The organism is Lapidilactobacillus concavus DSM 17758 (genome assembly GCF_001435835.1).
Classification (GTDB): domain Bacteria; phylum Bacillota; class Bacilli; order Lactobacillales; family Lactobacillaceae; genus Lapidilactobacillus; species Lapidilactobacillus concavus.
On the sequence record NZ_AZFX01000041.1, the window covers coordinates 9,803 to 27,920 of the forward strand.

Genomic DNA, 18,118 nt, shown 5'->3' on the forward strand with positions numbered 1-18,118 from the left:
TAACAATTGAATAACTGGTTCAGTGATCTATGATAATTTCTACTTCTTAATTTCACAACCCAGTTTGGCCTTCACCTCCGAGTCAGGGAACGGAGTGGACTGACGGGTCTGAAGGCAAACCAAGATTCGGACCTTTATCCTATTAATCCTCGATAACTAACCGCCTTGAATCACACTCTAAACGTGTTCCGCAAGGCAGCAGTCTGCGCTTAACAACAATTTCTAAACGATCCGCAAGCGTATCATTCAGAAATTATCGTTAATGCTCAACTGCTAACCGACTTGCTCCACACTCTAAATACTAATCAGTCGTACTTGGTACATGTGATCAAACTGCGAGAGGTCTTCCACTATTTTCGTGTAATCAAGATGCTTCGGAATTTCAATGGCATAAATATTAGTGTAAATCTTCTTTTCGTCAATGGTCTCCGCTTTGAAACTGACATTTGCAACGTGAATTTTCTGCTTTTTAAAATATTGATCGATGAGTTCTTTCGAATCAGCTTTATGTGAATATTTGATTTCCACGCGTTTATACGTGTGGACTTTGATCACTTTTTTCAGGAGGCTCAAGACGAGAATCACGACGATGGCGCTCAGGAATGCAATTCGATAATATCCCATACCAATTGCAAGCCCCAAACCGGCAGTCGCCCACAATGATGCCGCCGTAGTCAATCCAGTGACGGCGTGTCGAGTAATGACAATGGTTCCTGCGCCAAGAAATCCGATTCCACTGACAACTTGAGCAATTAGACGTGCCTCGTCGGAACGGACAACACCCGAGAACTGCGGGTAAGCTTTGGCAAATACAATCGACTGGAAGCCAATCTCCTGTTGAATCATCGCGATGACACAAGCACCGACGCAAACTAAGATATGCGTGCGGATGCCAGCGGGATGATTTTTTTGTTCCCGATCATAGCCAATCAGACCGGCAATGAAGACGGTCGTCAGGAGTCGCACTAAAATTTCAGTTGTCGTGACGGTTAATGTCATAAAAAAGTTCCTTTCAAAAATTCGTTTAGAATCTACTATACCATTTTTTACACGTGTGTGATGATGATTTTTAAATAAAAGATAAAAAGTGATTCCAAGATAAGTAATCATTGATAACAGCTCATAAATTCACAAGTGTAAGCGTTGACACTTACTGCGAAACATGTAAAATCAAGTTGGGCTATATTTTCTTAATTGATTCTTGGAGGGACTATCATGAAAGTTATCGTTATTGGCTGTACGCATGCCGGAACGTTTGCAACACAACAAATTCTCACTGAACATCCAGATTGGCAAGTGACTGTTTACGAACGCAACAACAATTTATCATTCTTATCTTGTGGGATCGCGCTCTGGATCGGTGACCATGTTTCAGATCCAAACAAGATGTTTTATTCGAGTCCAGAGGCCCTAGCAGAACTAGGCGCCACCATGAAAATGAAACATGATGTGCTTTCCGTTGACACGAAAACAAAAACAATTCGCGTGAAAGATTTGGTTTCTGGTGAAGAAGCTTCTGATACTTATGACAAACTCGTCGTCACCACAGGTTCAGCTGCTGTTATTCCACCAATTCCAGGTGTTGATCATCCAAAGTTAAAGCTTTGCAAGAATTGGGATGACGCAAAAGCTCTGAAAGAACTTGCACCATCATTGAAATCGGTGATTGTGATTGGTGCAGGTTATATCGGTGCAGAATTAGCCGAACAATTTGCTTTGACCGGCAAAAAAGTGACCTTGATCGATGCTTTACCTCGCGTTCTTGCGAAGAATTTCGATCAAACGATTACGGATCGCGTTGAACAAGATTATCGTGATCACGGTGTCACACTGGCCTTCGGTGAAAAAGTCGTTGGTTTTTCGGGTGATCAGGAAATTACTGTTAAAACCGATAAGAACGCCTATACTGCCGATATCGCCGTCATGGCTGTTGGCTTCCGGCCACACACCGAATTACTGAAGGGCCAAGTTGAGATGCTTGGTAATGGCGCCATTGTAACGAATGAATACATGCAAAGTAGTGATCCCGATGTTTATGCGGCCGGCGATTCCTCAGTTGTTCATTACAATCCAACTGGCAAAAATGATTACATCCCACTGGCAACCAATGCCGTTCGTCAAGGGATTCTCGTTGGTAAAAACATTGAAAAACCAACCGAGAAGTATCTAGGAACTCAAGCATCCTCTGCAGTGGCACTCTTTGATAAAACACTCGCTTCTTCAGGATTGACTGTTGATGGTGCCAAGGCGCGCGGTGTTGAAGTCGACAGTGTCACACTTGAACAAGATTATCGTCCAGCATTCATGTTGAGCACCGAACCGATCCTAATGGAACTAACTTGGGATCCTCAAACGCGGCAGGTCAAAGGTGGTGCATTCTTCAGTCGCTATGACTGTGCACAATCCGCAAATGTCATCTCACTCGCCATTCAAGCAAAAATGACGATTGATGACCTCGCGATGGTTGATATGTTCTTCCAGCCAAACTTCGACCAACCGATTAACTATGTCAACGCACTCGCGGGTGCGGCAGTCGCTAAAAGTGCCAAAGCTTAACTAGCCCAACATAAAAGCAGAGATTTTTAGATCTCTGCTTTTTTATTTGCCGCTGTTTATTTTGCGTCGTTATCTGATGATTCCTCACCCATTGTAAGTCATAAATCCCAAGAGCGTTCGTTTCTTCTGCTTCCGTTTTACTGGGGCAGGCGGCAACTGCACCTGCCCCAATGTAGCTTCGGTGTGATAAGCCACGTCCTGACAAAATGCCATCAGTTGTTCGTCAAGCTGTTTCAAATCGCCATGGCGCATTAATAGGCGTGCATCAATCGCAGTCGTGAGCACGCCTGCTTGTCGGAATTGTTGTCGTAATTTTGGCAACGCGTCTGCAGGCCGGTCGCTAAAAACGATCAGTCCATCGATTCGACGACTGATTCGCACAAAGTCTGCTGGGACTAACTGTTGAACCGCGCCGAACAACCATCTGAACTCGAAGTCCTCGTGTGGTTCAAATCGATAAAGGCCCTCTAGTGTATATGATTCCCTCAACACACGAATCCCTTGATCCTGACGCCATTGTTCAAAAAGCGTCGTGAGTTGGCGATTGCGATGATCGGCATTGATGACGAGAATCTCAACATCCTTGTCGCCATATTTTCCAGATTGCTGGCTACTCGATTGATAGCCGCGACGCCAATCCAGATTGATCAATTCTCCGCGTAATTCTGCAAAGGCTTTTCGACCATCCATTGTGCCGAAAACCTTGCTGGGAATATCTTCAACGACTGTGGGGAATCGTACCATGATTTCCTGCTTTTTCCCCGTCAAGTAACGCACTTGTGGCGCCACCATAATCACATCGAATAATTGTCCGAAGTCGAAGGCACTGTATGCCCGAACGGCATCGATGCTGCCATAAGCGAACATCAAGTCACACTTGCCAATTGCCGTGGTGGGATCACCAAGAACCGTCTGAACATCCGCAAATGCCGCGCGCAAGTTAGGATCCGTCTCGTTAATGGCTTGCGCGATTCGCTGACAGAACATGCTTGAGGTGCCACCGCCCGCACATCCGACAAAAATAAACATAAAGCGCCTCCGTACTTAGTGAGTTATCAACATTATATCACTAAGTCAGAAGGCGCTTTTTTAATGATGATTCAAATGAAAATAATGACCCACTAATCGGCTGCAATGACCTGATGAATAAACCGATCAAAAGCCGCCTGACCTGCGCTAGTTTGCTTGAACACACCAGCATCTTCTAAGACACGCGCAAAAATTTGGCCGACGGATCGACGCACAATTTGTTGCACATTCTCTGCAGTTAACTTGTCCGCAAATTCCGTCTTTAACTGGTCTGCCCATGGACGATGTATCTCGGCGATTTTATTCGGTTGATCCAATAAATAATGTTGCACTTCTTGAAGTTCTGGCAGCAAGCGACCAGGTAGGATTGCTAGACCCATCACTTCGATCAAGCCAATATTCTCTTTCTTGATATGCTGAACATCTTGATGTGGGTGGAAAATACCGTCTGGATATTGAGCCGACGTTTGATTATCTCGCAGCACAAGGTCTAGGCGATAATTGCCCTGATCAGTTAAGTTCGCAATTGGCGTGATCGTATGATGCAAGGTGCCATCTTCATCACGTGCAAGAATCGACTGGCTAGGATCAGAATAATTTTGCCAGGCGGTTAAGATTTCAGTCGCGCTGTTAATCAATTCAGCTTGATTGCTGCCCTCTAATCTCAGGACCGACATTGGCCACTTCACGACGCCCATCTTGACGCTAGGATATTTCGACCAGGTGAATTCACGTTGAATCTGCGCACGCGTCATCGGAAATTCATGTCGGCCACCTTGATAATGTTCGTGGCTCAGCATCGAACCCCCAACAATCGGTAAGTCCGCATTACTTCCCACAAAATAGTGTGGGAATTGCGTGATAATCGCAAACAAATTGGCAAACGTCTGACGATTAATATGCATTGGCTCATGTACGGCGTCTAAGAAAATACAATGCTCATTGAAATAAGCATAGGGCGAATACTGAAAGCCCCATGTTTGGCCGTTAAGATCAAACCGAATGATTCGATGATTGCTGCGAGCCGGATAATTCATTCGTCCCAAATAACCTTCGTTGGTCATGCAGAGCTGACAAGCCGGATAACTTGAAGGTGCAGCTTTCGCAGCTGCCGCAATCAGCTTAGGATCTTTCTCAGGCTTAGATAAATTGATGGTAATCTCAAGGTCACCGTAATCGGTGGCAACTGGATATTTAATATTCTTGGCGATTTGAGCCGTCTTGACATAGTCATTCGCCTTTGATAATTGATAAAAATAGGCCGTTGCTGCTTCCGGAGATTCTTGATAGAGATGCCAGAAATGTTGATTGACGATGCTTGGTAACGGTGTGATCAAACTCAGTAATTGTGCCTCCAGAATATCTCGGGCAGCTTGGTTATCGTCGATTGTCTGTTGTTGCACGGCAAAATCAACGAGCTGGTTAGCCATCGCAATCGGCGAGCTTTCGATTGGACCGGTGACTTCCGCCACGTCCGGCGCACCCACCAACGCCAAGATTTGATTCTGTAAGAATAACCGATCCAGGTCTTGAAACTGTGGATTATTTTTCAAGATTTCTGTGATGAACGGTTCCACTAAGTTTGTTTCAAACATTTTAAAGCTCCTACTAGTAAATTCGTCTTTCAGTCCTGATTTACCTTTTTAATTTGCCAAAGATTAAAGTCAAAATAATTATTCAATTTCTAAATCAACGGTCATATTCAATCGATGCGGGCCATCCGCAATCTTTGCTCGGTAAAAGCTGGCCGCATATCCAACGGCGGCTTGATAAGCTTGCCCAACATTCGCGATGAAGGCGGGAATATCGGCGGATTTCACGACGGCAATCGCGCAACCACCAAAGCCCGCACCAGTCATACGTGCACCTAAGACGCCTGTTTGAGCCCAAGCAGCGTGCGCTAACGTGTCTAACTCCAGCCCGGTCACTTGATAGTCATATTCCAACGAAACGTGTGAGGCATTGATTAAACGCCCAAATCGAGCTAAATCACCATCACTCAATGCCTGTGCTGCCTTAATGGTCCGCTGGTTTTCAAAAACCGCATGACGTGCTCGCTTCAATAAAGTTTCGTCGCCAATTGCATAAGCATACTCATCGAAATCAGCGATATTCAAGTCGCCTAAACTTTGAATGTCGACGACTTTTTGAAGACGTGCCAAGACGGTCTCACATTCTGAGCGGCGTTCATTGTACTTACTATCGCTCAATGCCCGCGGTTTGTTCGTGTTCATGATGACAATTTCATAATCGTCCAACGCGATTGGATAATATTGATAGTCAAGCGTGTTCGTATCGAGAAAAATCGCCTGATCCTTCTTACCCATTCCGATGGCAAATTGATCCATGATTCCCGAGTTAACGCCGATATATTCATTCTCCACTTGCTGACCCAACTTAATTAACGTTAAGGCTGATTGGTCGAGCGCATAAGTCTCATTAATAATGGTTCCCGTCAATAATTCGATTGAACTCGATGAAGAAAGCCCTGAAGCAGCCGGTAAGTTGCCATAGAAATAAATATTTAAACCATGTTCAAAAGTCACGCCACGCTGTTGTAATAGCGCAAACTCACCTTTGACGAAATTTGTCCAGCCGTCAGCTTTTGCAAAGGCCAAGTTTGACAACGCGATCTCACGCACACCTTCATCCGGAAAATTTGCGGAATACAAGTGTAGTTGTTGATCCGCAGTTGTGCTGACCGCCGCATAGGTGCCTAAGCTGATTGCTGCTGGAAAAACATGACCGCCATTATAGTCAGTGTGCTCACCAATTAAGTTGATGCGGCCTGGTGCAAAATAATTTGCAGTTGCAGCGACACCAAAAACTTGTTCAAACCCTTGATTGATTTCTGATAATTGCATCCCGTTCTCCTCTATTTCTCATAACCATTAGGATGTTGTTGCGTCCAAGTCCACGCCGTTGCGATAATACTTTCCATATCATCATAATTTGGCTTCCAACCCAAGACTTCACGTGCCTTTTCTGAAGAAGCAACTAGCGTACTAGGATCACCGGGTCGACGATCGGCAATTTCGTAAGGGATGGGTTGTTTCGTCACCTTGCGTGCTGCTTCAACGATTTCTAAGTTAGAAAAACCATTGGCAGAGCCTAAGTTAAACGCGCTCGAATCATTTCCTTCGGACAAATAATTCAAGGCTTCGATATGGGCATCCGCCAGGTCGATGACATGAACATAATCACGAACATTTGTGCCATCTTTTGTTGCATAGTCGCCACCAAAAATCTGCAACTTCTCGCGCTTACCACTGGCCACCTGGAGAACGATTGGAATCAAGTGAGTTTCCGGATGATGATCTTCTCCGATCGAGCCATCTGATTTAGCCCCGGCAACGTTGAAATAACGAAGTGCCACCCATTTCAAATCATGCGCAACATCTGCCCAATGCGCAAATTTTTCCATGGTTAACTTGCTTTCCCCATATGGATTCGTGGGAACTTGTGGTGTCGTTTCTGTAATCGGTATTTCCTTTGCTTCGCCATAAGTTGCTGCAGTCGACGAGAAGACCAGCTTCTTGACATCAAATTTAACCATTGTTTCCAGCAACACAATGAAGCCATAATCATTATTATCGAAGTATTTGAGTGGATCTTTCATCGATTCACCCACCAGTGAGTTAGCAGCGAAATGAACGACGCCATCAATCTTTTCCTTGGTGAAGACGCCTTCGAGAAAGTCGCGATCGCGCACATCACCTTCATAAAATCTGGCCTTTGGATTAATGGCCGCACGATGGCCCGTCAATAAATTATCAACGACGATCACGTCTGTACCTTGTTCGATTAAACGATCTGTTGTATGTGAGCCAATATAGCCAGCACCACCGGTTACTAAAATTGTCATTTGATTACCTCTCTTTTTAGTAAAACTTATTTTTATTTACTAAATATCTATAAACTTGTTATACCACGACAAACAGCTGAAAGTCAATCTCGTTTTGAAAAACAAAAAATTGAAAAGTTTACTAAATCAATCTATAATTGAAACATTCGGTTGTGATTAGCAGTCAGCTAAGCAACTATTCGATTTTCTGGAGGAACACATGGCAACCATTAAAGATATTGCAAAAAAAGCAGGCGTTTCACCTGCAACGGTTTCTCGCGTCCTGAATTATGACCAGGACCTGTCTGTCACCGATAAAACTAAGAAGCGTGTTTTTGAGGCGGCCGAGCTACTTAACTATCAGCCTAAAAAGAAATCACAGAAAACCGCTCAAAAGATTGCCATTTTAACTTGGTACAATGAGCAAGAAGAATTAGACGACATCTATTACCTCTCGATTCGCCTTGGCGCAGAAAAGAAAATCCAAGAAATTGGTTATGAGCCTCAACAATTCAGCAATCAACAAGCCTTACCAACACCGCCAGAATACGTCGGCATGATCGCCATTGGTAAATTTAGTCCCGAACAGATGACGATGATTGCGGATACGGAATTGCCCACCGTTTTCGTGGATTTGAATACGCTAGACGATGGCTTCGACAGTGTAACAACCAATTTCCACTATCCGGTCAAACAAATCGTTGACCATTTTCAAAGTGTGGGCATTAACGATATCGGCATGCTCGCCGGTCAAGAATTGACGAGTGATCAAAAATTGGAACTGAGTGATCAACGTTACTTGACGTTCCGAAATATCATGCGTGATCGTCAATTACTGAATCCTAATTTAGTTCGCACAGGTAATTTCACCGTCAAATCCGGCCACGACATGATGCTTGAGATGATCGACCAACTTGACTTTCAACTGCCACACGCCATCTTTGCTGCCAACGATGCACTGGCAATCGGCGCGCTGCATGCACTCAAAGAACGCAACATTGCGGTGCCAGCTCGCGTCAGCATCATCGGATTTAACGACAGCACTGTCGCAAAATATTTCTCCCCACAACTCAGCTCAGTCAAAGTCGATACGGAATTAATGGGACAAAAAAGTGTTGAGCTGCTCCTTGACCGGCTCGAAACCGAACGAACCGTACCGATCAACTTGAACATCGGTACAGAATTAATTTTACGAGAGAGTTCTAAATAATTTAGGCCCGTTGTTGAGATCAGTCGCTAATCTACACCTTGATCCAACCGGAGTTAGGAATGATCGTTAATTCTGAATTCAAAAAAGCGTCAATCTGTTAATTGGTGAGTCGAAAAAAAACAACCAATCTGCAAATTGACGCTATTTATTTGGTTTTCAGCTGAATGACTACAACTGACTGAGCTTCTGAATCGATTCTTGAATGCCATTTCCAAAAACATAGGAACCAGCCACCAGAACATTGGCACCACTGTTAACGCATTGCCGGCCAGTCTGCGCATTGATGCCGCCATCAACTTCGATATCGAAATGAGCATGTTTTTCTGCACGCCATTTTTTGACTTCTGCAATTTTTGGCAACATCGCCTCAATGAATTGTTGTCCACCAAAGCCTGGACTAACTGTCATCACCAGCACTTGATCAACAATTGGAAGTAAATCTTCATATGCCGAGATGCCTAAGGCCGGATCAAACGCGATACCCGCCTTCTTACCTAGCTTGTGAATTTCTTCGATCAGCCGATAAGCGTGGCGCGTCGTTTCCGGATGAAAAGTTAAAATATCGCCACCCGCTTTGGCCACATCAAAAACAACTTGCTCTGGATTTTCCACCATGATGTGGCAGTCCAAAGTTAAGTCAGTCTGTGCACGCACTTCGCGCACGAATTTGTCGCCAAAATTAATGTTGGGAACATAATGACCATCCATAATATCCACGTGTAAATATGCTGCGGGACTAGCCTCGATGGTTTTCAGCTGGTCGGAAAGTTTGAATAAATCGGCGCTCAGTAAAGAAGGAGCCACAATGATCATAATTCCACCTCAAGTCTTTGTTCACTACTTCTAAATTATAACGTTGTCACGCTAAAAACGAAAGCCAGCTCCCGCGTGACTTCATGTGCCGAGATCTTTCCAAACAGCTTTACGATTGAAAGTTACCGTTTTGGCGATCAAACACCTTTTGAGACTGTGGATTACTTCTTGTTTAAATGTTTGATGATCAAATACAAGAACCAGATCATCAAGGCAAAAAATAGAACGACAATAATCGAAGGTGCTATCGACCAAAATCTCAACCACCACATAGAAAAACCTCCTTAGACAGACTGATTAATCAAATGCCAGTGCAGCATGATCAACTGCATCAACATATTTCATCACAATTATTTTTTAACCATCATTTACATTTCGTTCATGTCAACGCGACGAATGCGTGAACTTGTCTGGCACCTCTCTACTATTGCGAGATAATAAATTGATGCTTTGCTTCTCCAATCGAGCAAAGCAAATCATTTGTTCTTGATCATCCTTTCCTAAGATAAGCTCAGGATATCATTAATCACCTGAGAGGCCACCCTTTGTCCATTTTTTTAGACGCTCATTTAAAGGATTTTAACGAGAAGCCCTCATTGCACGACCTTGGTTGCGGCAAGTGCGTGTTGGTTTTCCAATGCACCGCTGGTTTCCTATTCTGCACGCTAGACGTGTTCATCAGGGCAAAAGATAAACACAAAAAGACGAAGGTAGGAAAAATCCTATCTTCGTCCTCTTTTTGAAGGGTGATGCTACCTCTTCTTCACTGTCGTGAGCTGATTTGTTCAGTTCAATAATGCTTATTTATTTCAAAGGTTCCCATTGCCATTCAGTAACTTCTGGCATGTCGTCACCATATTCGCGGATATAAGCGTTGTGATAAGCAACCTTGTCATCCATCTTTTGTGCAAATTGGGCAGCCTTCGTGCCATAAACATCAAGCGCAGCTTCTTTAGAAAGATTGAAGCGGTCCAATTGATTCAAGACACGCATGTCGAATGGGGTCGTAATGTCACCATTTTCGCGATAACCATGCACATGAAGATTGTGGTTGTGACGATCAAAGAAGATGTCACGAATCAAGCCTTCAAAGCCGTGGAAAGCGAAGATAACTGGTTTATCTGTCGTGAAGTAATTGTCGAATTCTTCATCGCTTAACCCACGAGGATTAATACGTTGTGATTGCAACTTCAGCAAGTCGACCACGTTGATGAATCGAATCTTCATGTCAGGATATTGTTTGTGCAAAATCGAGATTGCAGCGAGGCTTTCCCAGTTAGGTTCTGTCCCTGCAGCAGCAAAGACAACATCTGGTTCAGCATCCTGATCTGTACTTGCCCAATCAATGATCTTCAACCCATTGTTTACTAATACATCAGCTTCATCAGCAGTATACCATTGTGGACGTGGATGTTTCGAAGCAACGATCAAGTTAATCTTCTCTTGGCTTGCGAACGCCTTGTTAGCGACTGCCAAAAGTGTATTCGCATCAGCTGGCAAGTATTCACGAATGTATTCAGGCTTCTTATCTGCCAAATGACCTAAGATACCAGGATCTTGGTGAGTATAACCATTATGATCTTGCTGGAATGAAGTTGAAGTATCCACAATATTTAATGATGGGTACTTGCGACGCCATGGTTGTTCATTGGCTTTACGCAACCACTTGAAGTGTTGTGTCAACATTGAATCAACGACACGCAAGAAGGCTTCGTAGCTTGAGAAGAATCCATGACGACCGGTTAAGACATAGCCTTCTAACCAGCCTTCAGCTTGATGCTCAGATAATTGAGAGTCAAGAATTCGGCCAGCTGGTGCAACAAACTCGTCATTAGGTTTCTTGATGGGTTCCAACCATTGACGTTCACTTGCTTCAAAGATTGGTCCTAAGCGATTAGACATCGTTTCATCGGGGCCGAAGACACGGAAGTTATCTGGGTTGTCCACAATCACATCACGTGTCCATTTACCAAAGACAGTCATGTCTTGTGCTTCGATCTTGCCATGTTCCGAATTGTCTAAAGCATATTTACGCCAATCTGGTAATTTTAGTGGTCGAGGGTCCAAACCACCATTCGTGATTGGGTTGGCTGCCATCCGGTGAATACCTTCAGGAGTTGTGGCCTTGATTTCAGGCTTCAATGCACCCTTCTCATCGAATAATTCGTCAGGTTGGTATGACTTCATCCAGTCGACTAAACGATCTGCGTGTTCCATATCGTTCTGGTCAACAGGAATTGGAATCTGATGGGCACGGAATGAGTTCTCGATTGGTTGACCATCCCATTCTTTAGGACCCGTCCAGCCTTTAGGAGCGCGGAAGATAATCATTGGCCAAACAGGACGTGTTGGGTCATTGTTCTCGCGTGCATGCTTTTGAATTGCCTTGATGGATTCGATAGCTTTATCGACTGCCTTCTCCATGACAGGGTGCATCTTCTTAGGATCGTCACCTTCAACAAAGATTGGCTCCCAGCCCATACCTTCGAAGTACTTCGTTAATTCTTCATTGCTCTTGCGTGAAAGAATTGTTGGGTTAGAAATCTTAAAGCCGTTCAAGTTTAAAATTGGTAAAACAGCACCATCAGTGATTGGGTTGATAAACGTTGTCGATTGCCATGAAGTTGCTAATGGGCCAGTTTCGGCTTCACCATCACCTACAACAGAAGCAGCAATGACGTCAGGGTTATCAAAAATAGCACCAACACCATGAGAAATTGAGTAGCCAAGCTCGCCACCTTCGTGGATTGAACCTGGTGTTTCAGGAGCCGCGTGGGAAGCCACACCACCTGGGAACGAGAATTGTTTGAACAGCTTGGCCATACCCTTCTCGTCTTCAGTGATACTTGGATAAATTTCAGTATAAGAACCATCTAGATATGAATTAGAAACCATCACTTGGCCACCATGACCTGGGCCTTCGATGTAGAACATATTCAGATCGTATTTTTTAATGGCACGATTCAAATGTGTGTAGATAAAGTTCTGACCTGAGATGGTTCCCCAGTGGCCAATCGGATGAACTTTCACATCCGAAGCCTTCAAAGGTTCTCTCAAGAGTGGATTTGACTTTAAATAGAGTTGTCCGACCGAAACGTAGTTAGCGGCACGCCAATATTTGTCCATTAATTCAAGATATTCTGGTGAGTCGTAATCGACTTTATTCTTTACTGTATCCATAATTGCCTCCTGTTTACATTAAGAGTAATTAGTTCATTCAACACCTTTATTCTACCAAAAAAAGAAAGGATGTCAACCATTTTATTAATTGGAACGCACCAATTTTAAAAATGCGATTGTTATCAGTCATGAAGCGATTACAATTTAACACAGATTAGCATGTGAAGCCATTTTTTTGATTGGCCTCACTCGACCCACACAAAAAAGCCACAACAAGTTAAACTTGCTGCAGCTTTGATCATGCTCTGCCTTAATTCTCCCCGAGTGTCACCGAGGTATTATATTTCATGTATTGATAATGCAGACGCATCCGCGAATATTCGAACGGTGTCCCGTCATCCAAGAAGAAGACACCAGCCATCACACCTACCGGCTCGTTGGGCTGCAGGTGTAATTCGGTTTGATCCTCCACAGTCGACGGTTCCGCAGAAATCGTTAAGAAAGATTTCGTGACCGTCTGATTTTTTTCATCCTGGAGATAATTGAAAATTGAACCGGAGACGATCTCGCGGGAAAGTTCGGGGACGATCTTAATTGGAATGTAGCCCGTCTCAATCATAAACGGCTGTTTATCAAAAAGGCGCAGACGTTTGATCTGATAAACAAAGTCATCCGGATTCAGAAACAAATCGCGGCGAAGCTCGTCATCCGGCCGGATCACCTCAAAGTCTAGCAATTTGATGCCAGGCTTACGGCCATCCATCTGAAAACTATCGGTAACCCCTAAATTGGAGCCGTTATGATAATGAAAGACGGATTGATTCTTCAAATATAGTGGATTGATAAACGTTCCAGAACCACGTTTTTTGAACACCACGCCCTGATCGGCCAAGATGTTGAGTGCACGTTTCACGGTACTGCGGCTCACCTGATATTGCTCGCTCAAAGAACGTTCATCTGGAAGTTTCATCGTCGGATATTTCTTCGCGATAATATTATCTCGTAGTGTTGTAAAAAGTTGCTGATAAACTAAATCGGCCATCATAAGCATCCTTTATCTTAAGTGAATTTGTTGAATAAACTAAGATAAGTTTTGTCGTGCCTCACAGCACGTCATACTGCCTAATCTTACTTAATTTTCAAGCAGATTGCAAAAATGACGTTTTTTTAACATTGACTCAGCCAGCAGCATCCGCCATTAATCGTTAACTAAGCGTCCTTCTTGTTTCAACTGTCGCAACCGCCTATCCTATAATTGTAGGAAAAATCAAGGAGGTTGCCATGTTTAAGAAGTTAACACTGACAATTTTACTCTTTTCAACGCTCGCGCTAACAGCGTGCCAGCCCTCAACTCAACCCGATTCCTCATCGAGTGCCACGAGCACTTCAAAGTCAACCTCGTCATCGACTAGCAGTTCAGATCCAAGCGAAGATGGCGCCGCGATGAGTGCTCGGGCAACATTAACAACCGACGCTAGTGATGATAACCAAAACAAGTTGCTCAGCCGCGCAATCGAATGGGATTATTTCGTTGTCGATGGCCTAAAAGGTGAGATCGACGACGGCAACTTAGAATTAGATCTCGATTGGACAAACAAGAACGATGCCGCGGCGAGTTTCACCGAACTTGGAAAGATTCAAGTCTTTCAAGATGATCAAGAATTGACCATGTTAACTGAAGACGACGATGATTTTAATGAGCGTGTTGCACCTGGAAAACACGAAGATGGCGACGTCAGCTTTGAATTGCTGAACACGACGTCGCCAATCGTCATTAAACTCGCGACAAAAAATGGCGACGAACCGCATGTCATCAATGTCGACTTAAACTAGCACCAATAGAGATCTAGTCTTTCAACAGCGCAACGATTAGACCACCTCCCCCAAAAAAATCAAAACACCTCGTCATCAACAGGCGATTGACAAGACGTCTGTTGATGACGAGGTGTTTTTCTATACGGCTGATTTGCAAAAATGCAACTCATCCACTGAAGAAGCAGTCTTGATTCGCAAAGAACCATCGCCAACAGACCTAGAGGCATGCTATAATGTCGAATGACAGCGGTATCAATCGCAAAAGATCTCATTCATCCAGTGATGAAGTCTACTCGCAGCACAGCTTTCACCACTCAATCTCAACTAGAGGAGTCCTCCTTTATGACTGCAACTTATATCATGGCTATCGACGAAGGTACAACAAGCACGCGTGCGATCATTTTTGACCATCAAGGCATTAAAATTGCCGAGGAACAACAAGAATTTCCCCAGTATTTCCCGCATCCAGGCTGGGTCGAACATAATGCAAACGAAATTTGGAATGCCGTTTTATCGACCATCGCAAGTGTCTTCATTCATTCTGGTGTTCAACCCGATCAGATTGCCGGCATTGGTATCACCAATCAACGTGAAACAACGGTCATTTGGGATAAAAAAACTGGCCTACCAATTCACAACGCCATTGTTTGGCAATCACGACAAACGAGTGAAATCGCTGAGCAACTGAAGCAAGCTGGCTACAATCAACTGATTCATGAGAAAACCGGGTTGCTGATTGACGCCTACTTTTCCGCGACTAAAATTCGTTGGTTGCTCGATCAGGTGCCTGGCGCTCAAGAACGTGCTGAAAATGGCGAGCTACTATTTGGTACCATTGATACTTGGCTACTCTGGAAACTGACGGGCGGTCAAGCGCACATCACAGATTACACCAATGCCAGCCGCACGATGCTTTTCAATATTCACCAGCTTCAATGGGATCAAGAGATTCTCGATTTGCTACGAATCCCTCGTCAGCTATTACCGCAAGTGGCCTCCAATTCAGAAGTTTATGGTCACACAATTCCCTATCATTTTTATGGCGGTGAAGTCCCAATTTGTGGGATGGCTGGTGATCAACAAGCCTCGCTCTTTGGACAACTGGCGCTGGAAGAGGGCATGGTCAAAAATACTTACGGTACCGGCGCGTTTATCGTGATGAATACGGGTACCAAGCCGGCATTATCCCATCATCAGTTGTTGACAACCATTGGCTACGGTCTCAATGGCGAGATCCATTACGCCTTGGAGGGATCCGTCTTCGTTGCCGGCTCTGCGATCCAATGGTTGCGTGATGGCATGCAACTATTACAGACCGCCCCTGAGTCAGAAGCAGCTGCGCGCCAATCAACCAGTCAGAATGAAGTTTATGTCGTGCCAGCCTTCACTGGCTTAGGTGCGCCCTACTGGGATAGTGAAACACGCGGCGCTGTCTTCGGCCTCACTCGGGGAACCACACGCAATGACTTTATCAAAGCAACGCTGCAATCGCTGGCCTATCAAACCCGCGATGTGATTGACACCATGAACCAAGACACCGCAATGCGCATTCCCAGCTTACGTGTGGATGGTGGCGCCTCGAAAAATGATTATCTGATCCAATTTCAAGCAGACATCCTCAACATGCCAATCGAACGCGCCGAGAATCTAGAAACAACTGCATTGGGTGCCGCGTTCCTCGCTGGACTCGCTGTTGGCTATTGGCAAGATATCGATGAACTGAAGCAAATTTATCGCATCGGCCAAACTTTCGAGCCACTCATGAAACACGAGACAAGGCAAAAACTCTACACCGGCTGGCAACGTGCAGTCAACGCAGCCAGAACCTTTGAATAAAAGCGTCATTTAAAAAACACCTTAACCCAAATAGCCATCAGATTGAAATCAAGCTTCTCAATCTGATGGCTATTGTTGATTAGTGGCAACAAAGTGTCCTCGTCAAAACTCAGGATAATCGTTGTTGAAATACAAATATTACCCACATGAGATTATTCAAACAACTGTTGATAGCGTAAATCTAAATCGGTGTCCTGATCATTTTGGTCATAAATGAATTGATGTTGGTGGAGGAAAAAATTGGCCTGACTCTCACGAGCTAACTCCGTTAAATCATGGGAGGCAATCATAACGACACGCTGCGCTGCGGCAATATTGGTTGCCAGATAAAAGGCATCCCCCAATCATTAGACTTCAAGCCCAACAACTAGGGGATGCTCCAATTTTGCGATGCCCTTTAAACTTAATTCCTTCAATCAGTCATTCGCACTAAATTGCGCTTGATAGATTGATCAATCATCTTACCTGTTACCAAAAAGAACAGACTCGGCGCAACAATCAAACCTAAAATTAGATTGAGATAGGCAACCAAGACGACAGCAATCAGACAAGCTAGGATTGACAGACTGACCCATCCATGCTTAATACCAAAAGCAAGTGCCTCAAAATAAGGATGTGTGGTTTCAGAATTAACGTTCAGTTGATACGCAAGAATCGTTAAATAAGTAGCGACTATTAAACTCGCAAACATTGCAATAACCAAGATCAATAGCTGAACTGGTACCATTTTACTGGTGAGCTTCAGTAAAACTGCACTGATAACCATCAAAAAGGTTAATGTAAATGACGCTAAATAGTGTTGTCTTAATCTGAATGGATGTGATCGAATTAAGTATTTGATGGATTCACCCTGCTCTCCTGAATGCATCAGATAAGCAAAGGTATAATATCCTGCGGGCAACCAGCCATAGACAAGGCCATACCGAAATAACACTGTCCAAAAGCGAATCGTTGCTTTGACTAAGACATAGAATTTATCGACAACTCTAACTAACCGTGATTTCTTCAACTTCATCCATCCTTCTTTTACTTGACGGAACCTGCAATCCCATTATAAATATACTTCTGTAAGAATAAGAAGACTAACAAAATTGGGATGATCACGATGATTACACCCGCCAGAATGACAGGCCAATTGGTACCATAAGGACCTTTGAAGGCAAATAAAGCTGTCGAGATGACCTTCAAATTTGAATCTGGCATGTATAGAAATGGATTGTAGAAGTCATTATAGATGTTCACACCACTAATAATCAGAATCGTGACCATTGGTGCCTTCAAGTTCGGCAAAATGATTTTGTAAAAAATCTGAAAATAATTCGCACCATCTAAGAATGCTGATTCATCTAGAGAAACAGGAATTTCTTCCAAAAATTGCATAAAGATATAAATTGAAATAACATCTGTCCCTAAGTTTAGAACAATGACTGACCAAATTGTATTGAAAAGTCCCATTTTGTTGATAATTTGAAATGTTGCAACCTGGCTGGTAATTGCCGGAATCAACATGGCAACCATAAATAATGCCATGATGAGTTTTTTCAGCTTGAAGTCAAAGCGATTAATTGCATAGGCAAATGCTGAACCAAGAAGCAGCTTACCTGCCATACTGACAACAAAGATGATAAATGTGTTCTTAAATCCAACCAACATTTGTCCATTGACAAATGCCGTTTTGTAATTTGAAAAGTCAATGTGTTTAGGTAGACTCAAGACACCACTGGACAAGAATTCGTTATTCGATTTAAAAGATCCAATGAAAACCACTAGAATTGGGATAATGGCGACTAGCGCGCCAAGCACTAAACAGAAATACTTGAAAGCAGACCCTGCTGTTACTTTGCGTACACAATCGTCATTATCCAGCGACTATCATAGCGCTTACATTAACTGAT

At 43.8% G+C, this 18,118-nt stretch carries 15 protein-coding genes; 4 read left to right on the forward strand and 11 right to left on the reverse strand.

Features of this window, described 5'->3' with window-relative positions; all coding sequences use genetic code 11:
* Positions 1-294 precede the first annotated feature (294 nt).
* Entirely contained in the window at positions 295-999 is a 705-nt protein-coding gene (locus tag FC15_RS04730; RefSeq protein ID WP_057824466.1) for an MgtC/SapB family protein, read from the reverse strand.
* Positions 1,000-1,215: 216 nt separating this feature from the next.
* Here FC15_RS04730 and FC15_RS04735 point away from each other — a divergent pair, with 216 nt between their 5' ends.
* A complete protein-coding gene (locus FC15_RS04735) occupies positions 1,216-2,556 on the forward strand; it encodes an FAD-dependent oxidoreductase (RefSeq protein ID WP_057824468.1) in 1,341 nt (446 codons plus the stop codon).
* Positions 2,557-2,640: 84 nt separating this feature from the next.
* Here FC15_RS04735 and FC15_RS04740 read toward each other — a convergent pair whose 3' ends face one another.
* The 4 genes from FC15_RS04740 to galE all read right to left on the reverse strand — a co-directional run bounded on the left by FC15_RS04740 (position 2,641) and on the right by galE (position 7,450).
* The gene (locus FC15_RS04740; RefSeq protein ID WP_057824470.1) at positions 2,641-3,585 is read right to left on the reverse strand and encodes a PTS sugar transporter subunit IIB; all 945 of its coding nucleotides are present in this window, start codon (positions 3,583-3,585) and stop codon (positions 2,641-2,643) included.
* Between the two features lie 92 nt (positions 3,586-3,677).
* Positions 3,678-5,180: a UDP-glucose--hexose-1-phosphate uridylyltransferase gene (locus tag FC15_RS04745; RefSeq protein ID WP_057824472.1), complete on the reverse strand. Its 1,503-nt coding sequence runs from the start codon at positions 5,178-5,180 to the stop codon at positions 3,678-3,680.
* Positions 5,181-5,258: 78 nt separating this feature from the next.
* Positions 5,259-6,449 (reverse strand): galactokinase, encoded by a 1,191-nt coding sequence (locus FC15_RS04750; RefSeq protein ID WP_057824474.1) that lies wholly within the window; start codon positions 6,447-6,449, stop codon positions 5,259-5,261.
* Positions 6,450-6,460: 11 nt separating this feature from the next.
* On the reverse strand, positions 6,461-7,450 hold the full coding sequence (gene galE, locus FC15_RS04755) for a UDP-glucose 4-epimerase GalE (protein ID WP_057824476.1): 990 nt from the start codon (positions 7,448-7,450) through the stop codon (positions 6,461-6,463).
* A 199-nt stretch (positions 7,451-7,649) separates the two neighbouring features.
* Here galE and FC15_RS04760 point away from each other — a divergent pair, with 199 nt between their 5' ends.
* Complete coding sequence (locus FC15_RS04760) at positions 7,650-8,639, forward strand: LacI family DNA-binding transcriptional regulator (protein WP_057824478.1); 990 nt, start codon at positions 7,650-7,652, stop codon at positions 8,637-8,639.
* 168 nt (positions 8,640-8,807) lie between these two features.
* Here FC15_RS04760 and rpe read toward each other — a convergent pair whose 3' ends face one another.
* The 3 genes from rpe to FC15_RS04780 all read right to left on the reverse strand — a co-directional run bounded on the left by rpe (position 8,808) and on the right by FC15_RS04780 (position 13,614).
* A complete protein-coding gene (gene rpe / locus FC15_RS04765) occupies positions 8,808-9,452 on the reverse strand; it encodes a ribulose-phosphate 3-epimerase (protein ID WP_057824480.1) in 645 nt (214 codons plus the stop codon).
* 804 nt (positions 9,453-10,256) lie between these two features.
* Entirely contained in the window at positions 10,257-12,632 is a 2,376-nt protein-coding gene (locus FC15_RS04775; RefSeq protein WP_057824484.1) for a phosphoketolase family protein, read from the reverse strand.
* A gap of 250 nt (positions 12,633-12,882) precedes the next feature.
* Positions 12,883-13,614, reverse strand: a complete 732-nt coding sequence (locus tag FC15_RS04780; RefSeq protein WP_057824485.1) for a GntR family transcriptional regulator — start codon at positions 13,612-13,614, stop codon at positions 12,883-12,885.
* Between the two features lie 239 nt (positions 13,615-13,853).
* Between FC15_RS04780 and FC15_RS04785 the strand changes: the two genes are divergently transcribed.
* Positions 13,854-14,405 carry a DUF4352 domain-containing protein gene (locus FC15_RS04785; protein WP_057824487.1) on the forward strand — a complete coding sequence of 184 codons (552 nt, stop codon included), beginning with the start codon at positions 13,854-13,856 and terminating at the stop codon, positions 14,403-14,405.
* A gap of 324 nt (positions 14,406-14,729) precedes the next feature.
* Positions 14,730-16,223 carry a glycerol kinase GlpK gene (gene glpK / locus FC15_RS04790; protein ID WP_057824489.1) on the forward strand — a complete coding sequence of 498 codons (1,494 nt, stop codon included), beginning with the start codon at positions 14,730-14,732 and terminating at the stop codon, positions 16,221-16,223.
* Positions 16,224-16,375: 152 nt separating this feature from the next.
* Here glpK and FC15_RS04795 read toward each other — a convergent pair whose 3' ends face one another.
* The 3 genes from FC15_RS04795 to FC15_RS04805 form a co-directional block, all read right to left on the reverse strand.
* A complete protein-coding gene (locus tag FC15_RS04795; RefSeq protein ID WP_057824491.1) occupies positions 16,376-16,567 on the reverse strand; it encodes a hypothetical protein in 192 nt (63 codons plus the stop codon).
* 68 nt (positions 16,568-16,635) lie between these two features.
* Positions 16,636-17,232, reverse strand: coding sequence for a hypothetical protein (locus FC15_RS04800; protein WP_146979139.1), 597 nt, complete (start codon positions 17,230-17,232; stop codon positions 16,636-16,638).
* A 17-nt stretch (positions 17,233-17,249) separates the two neighbouring features.
* Positions 17,250-18,089, reverse strand: coding sequence for a carbohydrate ABC transporter permease (locus tag FC15_RS04805; RefSeq protein ID WP_057824495.1), 840 nt, complete (start codon positions 18,087-18,089; stop codon positions 17,250-17,252).
* Between the last annotated feature and the right edge of the window lie 29 nt (positions 18,090-18,118).

Coding starts and splice junctions, on each gene's coding strand:
- FC15_RS04730 (WP_057824466.1), bottom strand. CDS start 999: ATGACATTAACCGTCACGACAACTGAAATTTTAGTGCGACTCCTGACG.
- FC15_RS04735 (WP_057824468.1), top strand. CDS start 1,216: ATGAAAGTTATCGTTATTGGCTGTACGCATGCCGGAACGTTTGCAACA.
- FC15_RS04740 (WP_057824470.1), bottom strand. CDS start 3,585: ATGTTTATTTTTGTCGGATGTGCGGGCGGTGGCACCTCAAGCATGTTC.
- FC15_RS04745 (WP_057824472.1), bottom strand. CDS start 5,180: ATGTTTGAAACAAACTTAGTGGAACCGTTCATCACAGAAATCTTGAAA.
- FC15_RS04750 (WP_057824474.1), bottom strand. CDS start 6,449: ATGCAATTATCAGAAATCAATCAAGGGTTTGAACAAGTTTTTGGTGTC.
- galE (WP_057824476.1), bottom strand. CDS start 7,450: ATGACAATTTTAGTAACCGGTGGTGCTGGCTATATTGGCTCACATACA.
- FC15_RS04760 (WP_057824478.1), top strand. CDS start 7,650: ATGGCAACCATTAAAGATATTGCAAAAAAAGCAGGCGTTTCACCTGCA.
- rpe (WP_057824480.1), bottom strand. CDS start 9,452: ATGATCATTGTGGCTCCTTCTTTACTGAGCGCCGATTTATTCAAACTT.
- FC15_RS04775 (WP_057824484.1), bottom strand. CDS start 12,632: ATGGATACAGTAAAGAATAAAGTCGATTACGACTCACCAGAATATCTT.
- FC15_RS04780 (WP_057824485.1), bottom strand. CDS start 13,614: ATGGCCGATTTAGTTTATCAGCAACTTTTTACAACACTACGAGATAAT.
- FC15_RS04785 (WP_057824487.1), top strand. CDS start 13,854: ATGTTTAAGAAGTTAACACTGACAATTTTACTCTTTTCAACGCTCGCG.
- glpK (WP_057824489.1), top strand. CDS start 14,730: ATGACTGCAACTTATATCATGGCTATCGACGAAGGTACAACAAGCACG.